Below are 8,037 nucleotides of genomic sequence, written 5' to 3'. Positions count from 1 at the left end.
CCTGGCGCAATCCGCGCCGCCCGCCGCCAGCGCCGCGCCCACGCTGCCCTTCCTGGTCGGGCGCGCGACCGACACCCTGCTGCCGCCCGGCAAGCAGCGCCGCGTCGTGATCTGCGGCGGCGGCTGGGGCGGGGTCACCGCCGCCAAGTACCTGCGCCAGCTCGCCCCGCAGCTCGAGGTCGTGCTCCTGGAGCGCAACCCGGTGTTCTTCTCCTGCCCGATGAGCAACAAGTGGCTGGTCGACCAGGTGGACACCCAGTACCTCACCCACGACTACCTCGCCGTGGCCGAGAAATACGCCTACCGCTTCCTCCAGACCGAGATCCTCGAGATCGAGCGCGAGGGCAAGCGGGTGATCACCGCCGCCGGCGCCCTCCACTACGACTACCTGATCGTCGCCCCCGGCATCCGCTACAACTACGAGGCCTGGTTCGGCAACGACCGCCGCATGGCCGAGGCCACCCGGGCGCGCTTTCCCGCCGCCTACATCCCCAGCGCCGAGCACTTCCACCTCAAGAACGCGCTCCACGCCTTCAAGGGCGGCGACCTGGTGATGACCCTGCCGCCCCCGCCGCAGCGCTGCCCGCCCAGCCCCTACGAGCGCGCCTGCCTGATCGCGTCGATGTTCAAGCAGAAAAAGATCCCGGGCCGCATCTACATCCTCGACCACAAGGACGGCGCGCGCCCGATCGGGCCGGGCTTCCGTTCCACCTTCGAGGAGCTGTACAAGGACATCATCACCTACGTGCCCGACGCGCGCGTCGAGGAGATCGACCCGTTCAAGCGCCGGATCCGTACCGAGGCGGGCGACTTCGACTTCCAGCACGCGATCCTGATGGCCCCGCACCAGGCCGGCGACCTCGCCTGGAAGGCGGGCCTGGTGCCGCGGCCCGGCGCGGGCAACCCGAGCGGCGGCTGGGCCGACGTCGATCCACTCTTCCTGCACGACCGCGCGGACAAGGAGGTCTTCGTCATCGGCGACGCGGTCGGCTTCGTGTCGCCGCAGTTCGGCTTCTACCCCAAGGCCGGCCACGTCGCCAACCGCCACGCGCGCATCGTCGCGTACTACATCTCCGAGCGCGAGGCCGGGCGGGAGCCCGACTACCGGCTCCCGGACAACCTGTGCTTCATGATGGTAAACACCGCCCCGCAGGAGGGCATCTCGGTGCAGTTCGACTACAAGCTCAACGCCCAGGGCATCATCGAGCAGACCCAGATCGACTACAACGAGCGCACCGCTGCGACCATCTCGCAGGACTTCAACTGGGCGCAGACCATCTACGAGGACATGTTCTCGTAGGCCGAACCGTGCCAACGGGCTCGGCCGCGCCGTGCGCGGCCGAGCCTAATCGCAGCGAGGCCGATACCGAGCAAGGCCAGCGTGTACGGCTCCGGCACAGGATTGGTGGGATCGCCCACATCACCCGACGTATCCGCGGCAGCGATGCGGAAGTTGTCCATTGCGGCATAGCCACCGCTCAGCAAATCGACCTGCAGCGTCACGTTGCCATTGGTGTTGCCCGTCGCATCAAGGGCGACGGTGAACTCGCTCCAATCGAAGGTCCACTTGTTCGGGGCCACCTTGCCGGTGACTTCCACGGAGTCGAGCGCCGTGCCGGCCCCCACGCCGACCGCCCCGCCCGGGTTGTCGAAAAGAGAGAACCTGAACGACGGCGCAGCCCCGCCCTGCGGGACGAAGGGGCCACCCCAGCGGTCGAGGTCGATGCTCGAGACGTTCAGTCGGAAATTGAGGAACTTGTAGCTGCCGACGTCGAAGGACAGTCCGAGCAGATCGTTCTGGACAGTGGATAACATGCCGAGGACGTAGCTTCCCCCCACGCCCGAGGGGTCCTTGAAGCCCCCGCTACCGCCCTGTGCGGCAGCCCAGGCCTGCGTCCCTCCGACCAGCAGCGTCTCCACCGTGTTGGCCTGGGCAAACAAGAAACCGGCCGGCTGATTGCCGTAGAGCTGATTGACCGTCTTGTAGATATTGACGTCGCCGCCGTCATTTGAAAACCCGACCGGTGCCTCGAAGGATTGGTCGTACAACACCACCACAGCCGCCGCCGGCGCGGAGAGCAGCGCGAGCGCGGTCGCACTCAGGATCGGTCTCAGCATTTTCATGATCACCTCTACGGGAAGGAGTCGAGCGGACTGCCGCAGCTTCCTGGGCAATCCAGACCTCCAGAAGCAATCGCAATGCCAGGAACCATTTCAGCTTATATATCCATCACTTGCATCTTCAAGCCAATTCCCGGGCGGTGGATCCTCAGCGCGACTGTAAATTATTCCGACGCATCAGGCCTTGCCACGCGCTGACCGGGTCCGTTACTGGCGTGCGCGGTCGCAGCCAGCCTCCAAGCCCCGCCGAGCGACCGGGGAGGATCTGTGGCGGAGCGCCTCCTGCTCCCGGCCGCAAGCCCTCACACCCCGTGCCGCCGCCGGTGCTGGCGGGCACCGGCGGCGCCCTCGGCGTCCGAGTAGGCGTGGCGCGCCGCGGTCATCTCGGCGAGCACGGTGGCGATCTTGTGGTTGAGCGTGCCCTTGGGGATCACGCCCTTGGCGTCGGGCTCGCCGGCCTCGACGCCGGTCAGCACCGTCATCGCCTCGTCCACCGTCTTCACCGCGTGGATGTGGAAGCGCCCTTCCGCCGCGGCCTGCACCACGTCCTCGCGCAGCATCAGGTGGCGAATGCTCGCCGCCGGGATCACCACGCCCTGCGTGCCGTCCAGGCCGCGCGCGCTGCACAGGTCGAAGAAGCCCTCGATCTTCTCGTTCACGCCGCCGATGACCTGCACCTCGCCGAACTGGTTCACCGAACCGGTGATCGCGAAGCGCTGCTGGATCGGCACCTGGGTCAGCGCCGAAAGCAGCGCGCACAGCTCGGCGAGCGAGGCCGAATCGCCCTCGACCGGCGCGTAGGACTGCTCGAACACCAGGCTCGCCGACAGCGACAGCGGCTGGTGGCGGGCGTAGCGCGCGGCGAGGAAGGCCGACAGGATCAGCACGCCCTTGGAGTGGATGGCGCCGCCGAGCTCGGTCTCGCGCTCGATGTCGACCACGTCGCCCTCGCCCATGCGCACGGTGGCGGTGATGCGCACCGGGTGGCCGAAGTGCTCGCCGGCGAGCTCGATCACCACCAGGCCGTTGATCTGCCCGGCGCGCTCGCCGGTGGTGGAGATCAGCGTGGTGCCGTCGAGGATGGACTCCAGCACACGGGTCGGGTAGCGGTTGGCGCGCCGCGCACGCGCGGCGAGCGCGTCCTCGACCTCGGCACGCGTGGTGGCGGCGAGGCCCTTCTGGCGGGCGTGGAAGTCGGCCTCGCGCATCAGGTCGGAGAGCGCGCGCGTGTTGAGCGACAGGCGCCCCGAGTCATCGGCCAGGCGCGAGGCCTCCTCGACCAGGCGCGCCACGCCGCTGCGCTCGACCGGCAGCAGCTTCGCGCCACGCGCGAGCAGCGCCATCAGGCGGGCGTACTCGCACTCGTTCTCGGGCGTGCGCAGGATGTCGTCGTTGAAGTCGGCCGCCACCTTGAAGAGGTCGGCGAACTCCGGGTCGTGCTCCATCAACAGGTAGTAGACCTCGCGGTCGCCGATCAGCACCACCTTCAGCGCGCTCGGCACCGCCTCGGGCTCCAGGGTCAGCGCTCCGCTCCAGCCCTGCGCCTCGGCCGGCGGCTCGATGCGGATCTCGCCCGCGCGCAGGCTGCGCTTGAGGCCCTCCCAGGCGAAGGGCTGCGACAGCAGGCGCTCGGCGTCGAGCACCAGGTAGCCGCCATTGGCGCGGTGCAACGCGCCGGCGCGGATCAGGTTGAAGTGGCTGACCTGGTTGCCCTGCTGCACGACGTGCTCGATGCGGCCGATGAGGTTGCCGTAGCCGGGGTTGTTCTCGAACACCACCGGCGCGCCCTGCGAGGCGGAGTGATCCACCAGCAGCTTGACCTGGTAGCGGTGGTAGCGCGTGTTCTCCTCGGGCTCGGGCGCCTCGTCGTCCTCCTCGTCGAGCATGGTGCCGCGCACCGCGCTGTCGATGACGTCACGCTCCACCGCATCGAGGAAGGCGAGCACGGCAGGCAGGTCCTCGTGCGCCTCGCGCACCTCGCGCAGCAGGTGGGCGACCGCGGGGCCGAGCACCTCGCGCTCGGCGCGGTCGATCGACTCGCGCACCGACTTGCGCCAGCCGGGGAAGTCGTTGAGCAGATCCTCGAGGCGGTCGCTCCACTCGCCGATGCGCACCTCGATGGCCTTGCGCTCATCCTCGGGCAAGGCCTCGAAGGCCTCGGGCGACAGCGGCTCGCCGTCCTTGGTAGGCGCGAACACGAAGCCCTCGGGGGTCTGCAGAAGCGAGATGCCTTCCGCGTTGCAGGCCTGGCCGAGCTCGCGCAGCGCGCCCTCTTCGCGCGCCTTGTGCGCGCTCTGCAGCGACTCGACACGCTCGACGTGCGCGTCGCTGTCGAGCGCGGCGCCGAGCGCCGGGCCGAGGTCGCGGATGAAGGTCTGCATGCACGTGCGCAGCGCCGCGCCGCGCCCTGCGGGCAGGGTCAGCAGCCTGGGCTTGAGCGCCTCGTCGAAGTTGTGGAGGTAGCACAGGTCGGGCGGCACCGGCTCGCTGGCCGCACGCTCGCGCAGCAGGCGGAAGGTGGTCGCGTGCTTGCCGCTGCCGGCATCGCCGAGCACAAAGACGTGGTAGCCGGTATGGCCCATCGCAAGGCCGAAGCGGATCGCCTCGACGGCGCGCTCCTGGCCAAGGTCGCCAGCGTGGTCGGCGAGGGATTCGGTGGTGTCGAAGCTGAAACAGGCGGGGTCGCAGCGCTTGCGCAATGCCGTCGCCGGCAGTGGCACGAGATCGGCCATGGATTTGATCTTTCTTCTGGTGCCGGAGCGGCAGGGAGCGCAATGATACACCCCGCCCCGCAGGCCCCGTGACCCACGCCCGCCGGGTTCGCAGCTGCCGCAGCTCCTACAGGCGGGGCCGGGGCGCGCGTCGGTTTATGTAGGAGCGCCGGCAGGCGCGAAGGCGGCGGTGGGGTTCTGCACGCGCGTCGTTTGCCCGACCGCCGGGTTCGCAGCTGCCGCAGCTCCTACAGGCGGGGCCGGGGCGCGCGGTGGTTCATGTAGGAGCGCCGGCAGGCGCGAAGGCAGCGGTGGGGTTCTGCACGCGCGTCGTTTGCCCGACCGCCGGGTTCGCAGCTGCCGCAGCTCCTACAGGCGGGGCCGGGGCGCGCGTCGGTTTATGTAGGAGCGCCGGCAGGCGCGAATGCAGCGGTGGGGTTCTGCACGCGCGTCGTTTGCCCGACCGCCGGGTTCGCAGCTGCCGCAGCTCCTACAGGCGGGGCCGGGGCGCGCGTTGGTTCATGTAGGAGCGCCGGCAGGCGCGAAGGCGGCGGTGGGGTTCTGCACGCGCGTCGTTTGCCCGACCGCCGGGTTCGCAGCTGCCGCAGCTCCTACAGGCGGGGCCGGGGCGCGCGTCGGTTTATGTAGGAGCGCCGGCAGGCGCGAATGCAGCGGTGGAATCGTGCACGCGCCTCGCAAGACGCGAAACCCACCCGTGCGAACCTCGCCTTGCACCGCGCTGTCCACGAATCGATAATCCCGCAACTCGAACCCCAGCCCGCAGCCGACCATGAAAGTCATCCCGATCCAGCAGGCCGCGTCCTCCCTCGCCCCCGCCGACCCCGCGCTCGTCCCGGCGCCCGGCGCCGCGCTGCTCGACCGTCGTGCGCGCAGCGTGCGCGACCTGCGCATCTCGGTCACCGACCGCTGCAACTTCCGCTGCGTGTACTGCATGCCGCGCGAGGTCTTCGGCGACGACTACGCCTTCCTGCCGCGCCGCCAGCTGCTCAGCTTCGAGGAGATCCTGCGCGTGGCGCGGCTCTTCGTGGCGCGCGGGGTGCGCAAGATCCGCATCACCGGTGGCGAGCCGCTGCTGCGCAAGGACGTCGACCGCCTGATCGGCATGCTCGCCGCGCTCGACGGGGTCGAGATCACCCTCACCACCAACGGCGTGCTACTGCCCAAGCTCGCGCGCCGCCTCAAGGACGCCGGCCTGCACCGCGTCACCGTGAGCCTGGATGCGCTCGACGACGCCCTGTTCCGGCGCATGAACGACGCCGACTACCCGGTGGAGAAGGTGCTCGAGGGCATCGAGGCGGCCAGGGCGGTCGGCCTGGGTCCGATCAAGGTCAACATGGTGGTCAAGCGCGGCACCAACGACACCGACATCGAGCCGATGGCCGCGCACTTTCGCAACAGCGGCCACATCCTGCGCTTCATCGAGTTCATGGACGTGGGCGCCTCCAACGGCTGGAAGATGGACGAGGTGCTGCCTTCGCGCGAGGTCATCGAGCGCATCGACCGGCTCTTCCCGCTCGAGCCCATCGACCCCAACTACGAGGGCGAGGTCGCTGAGCGCTGGCGCTACAAGGACGGCGCCGGCGAGGTCGGGGTGATCTCTTCGGTCACGCAAGCCTTCTGCTCGAGCTGCACCCGCATCCGCCTGTCCACCGAAGGCCAGCTCTACACCTGCCTGTTCGCCCAGCAGGGGCACGACCTGCGCGCCCTGCTGCGCGAGGGGGCGGACGACACCCGCATCGACGCGGCGATCGCGCAGGTGTGGCAGGGCCGCGAGGACCGCTACTCCGAGCTCCGCACCGCCGAGACCGCCGCGCTGCGCAAGATCGAGATGTCCTACATCGGCGGCTGAAGCGGCCGCCGACGCAGGCCCTGCCTCGGCCACCTCAATCGTCGCGCATCGCCTCCAGCTCGAAGCGCAGCTCCACCGCATCGCCCACCATGCCGCGGCTGACGCCGTAGTCCATGCCCCAGCGGCTGCGCTCGATGGTCGTGCGCGCCGAGATGCCGAGGGTGTGCTTGCGGTGGCCGAAGGGATAGGTCGCGGCCTTGTTCAGCGTGACCTCGAGCACCACCGGGTGGGTCTGCCCGAGCAGGCTCAGGCGGCCGGCGAGCTTGCCCTCCAGGCGCCCGTCGCGCTCGGCGCCGGGCTCGAAGGCGGTGGCCTCGAAGACGATCTCGGGATGCTTCTTGGCGTCGAGGAAGTCGCTGTCGCGCACATGGCGGTCGCGCGCGTCGTGGTTGCTGAACACGCTATCCGCGGCCACCACCACCCGGCCCGACTTCAGCGTACGCGCGGCCTCGTCGTACTCGAAGCGACCGCTCGCCTTCAGGAACAGGCCGATGACGTCGGCGTAGCCGAGGTGATCGACCTGGAAGCCGATGGCGAAATGATCCGGGTCGATCGTGTAGCTGCGCGGCTCGGCCCAGGCCGGCGCGGCGCCGAGGACGCCCGCGAACGCGGTCGCGGCGAGCATGCAGGAAATACGTCTGCGCGATTCCATCTTGCTTCCTCCTCCAGGTGTTTGCGGGCTGGACACCCGTAGCGCGACGACAAATGCCGGCGCTCGGACGCCGGGTGTGGACGCTTGGGCAGCGAGCGCCCGCTCAGGTTCGCGGACGCGTGCGGTGCAGCCAGCGCACATCGACGGCGAAGGACCACGCCAGCAGCGCGAGCGCCAACGCCAGCAGCGCCGTCGCCGGCGCACCGCCGACCGCCGGCAGCAGACACAGCAGCAGGCTCGCGACCTGCCAAACGCACACCCATTTGCGCCGCCGGCTCTCCGGCAGCGGCCGCTCCAGCCACGGGCAGGGCCGCATCGCGGCGACGAAGGCGTAGCGCATCGCGCCGATCGCCAGGACCCAGGGCCCCGCCTTGCCCATCGCCAGCAGATGCACGCACAGGACCAGGATCAGGAAGGCGTCGAGCTCCATGTCGAAGCGCGCGCCGAAGTCGCTCTCGCAATGCCAGCGTCGCGCCACCCAGCCGTCGACACCGTCGAGCAGCAGCGCGACCGCGGCGAGCGCGGCGACCGGCAGCGCATGATCGCTCACCCACGCCGGCGCCGCGAGCGCGCCGGCGAGCAAGGCGACCAGCACCGCGCGCGCCAGCGTCACCAGGTTGGCCGGCCCCAGGCCGCGCCGCGGTTCGGGCCAGAAGTGCCGGACCAGCGCGCCGATATGTCTC

At 69.8% G+C, this 8,037-nt stretch carries 6 protein-coding genes; 2 read left to right on the top strand and 4 right to left on the bottom strand.

Annotation, left to right across the window (positions count from 1 at the left end; genetic code table 11):
* The first annotated feature begins 1 nt into the window (after position 1).
* Positions 2-1,300, top strand: coding sequence for an FAD-dependent oxidoreductase (locus C667_RS17605; RefSeq protein WP_004372648.1), 1,299 nt, complete (start codon positions 2-4; stop codon positions 1,298-1,300).
* Here the strand turns inward: C667_RS17605 and C667_RS17600 are convergent.
* Both C667_RS17600 and C667_RS17595 read right to left on the bottom strand, forming a co-directional pair.
* Positions 1,279-2,124 (bottom strand): PEP-CTERM sorting domain-containing protein, encoded by an 846-nt coding sequence (locus C667_RS17600; RefSeq protein WP_157302394.1) that lies wholly within the window; start codon positions 2,122-2,124, stop codon positions 1,279-1,281. The two genes, C667_RS17605 and C667_RS17600, sit on opposite strands and share 22 nt — an antisense overlap.
* Before the next feature lie 299 nt (positions 2,125-2,423).
* A complete protein-coding gene (locus C667_RS17595; protein ID WP_004372644.1) occupies positions 2,424-4,853 on the bottom strand; it encodes a Lon protease family protein in 2,430 nt (809 codons plus the stop codon).
* A gap of 769 nt (positions 4,854-5,622) precedes the next feature.
* Here C667_RS17595 and moaA point away from each other — a divergent pair.
* Positions 5,623-6,702 (top strand): GTP 3',8-cyclase MoaA, encoded by a 1,080-nt coding sequence (gene moaA, locus C667_RS17590; protein WP_004372642.1) that lies wholly within the window; start codon positions 5,623-5,625, stop codon positions 6,700-6,702.
* Between the two features lie 34 nt (positions 6,703-6,736).
* Here the strand turns inward: moaA and C667_RS17585 are convergent, their stop codons facing one another.
* On the bottom strand, positions 6,737-7,354 hold the full coding sequence (locus C667_RS17585) for a YceI family protein (protein ID WP_039922030.1): 618 nt from the start codon (positions 7,352-7,354) through the stop codon (positions 6,737-6,739).
* A gap of 103 nt (positions 7,355-7,457) precedes the next feature.
* Positions 7,458-8,037, bottom strand: a 580-nt coding sequence (locus tag C667_RS17580) for a CDP-alcohol phosphatidyltransferase family protein (protein WP_004372639.1), incomplete at its 5' end; no start/stop codon positions are given.

Origin of the sequence: Thauera phenylacetica B4P (assembly GCF_000310225.1) — a bacterium.
Classification (GTDB): domain Bacteria; phylum Pseudomonadota; class Gammaproteobacteria; order Burkholderiales; family Rhodocyclaceae; genus Thauera; species Thauera phenylacetica.
Note: the sequence above shows the minus strand (reverse complement) of the source record. Positions and strands in the feature narration are given on the sequence as shown.

Bases quoted from the DNA above. Each gene is read 5' to 3' on its own strand.
- C667_RS17600 (WP_157302394.1), bottom strand. From the start codon at position 2,124: ATGAAAATGCTGAGACCGATCCTGAGTGCGACCGCGCTCGCGCTGCTC.
- C667_RS17595 (WP_004372644.1), bottom strand. From the start codon at position 4,853: ATGGCCGATCTCGTGCCACTGCCGGCGACGGCATTGCGCAAGCGCTGC.
- moaA (WP_004372642.1), top strand. From the start codon at position 5,623: ATGAAAGTCATCCCGATCCAGCAGGCCGCGTCCTCCCTCGCCCCCGCC.
- C667_RS17585 (WP_039922030.1), bottom strand. From the start codon at position 7,354: ATGGAATCGCGCAGACGTATTTCCTGCATGCTCGCCGCGACCGCGTTC.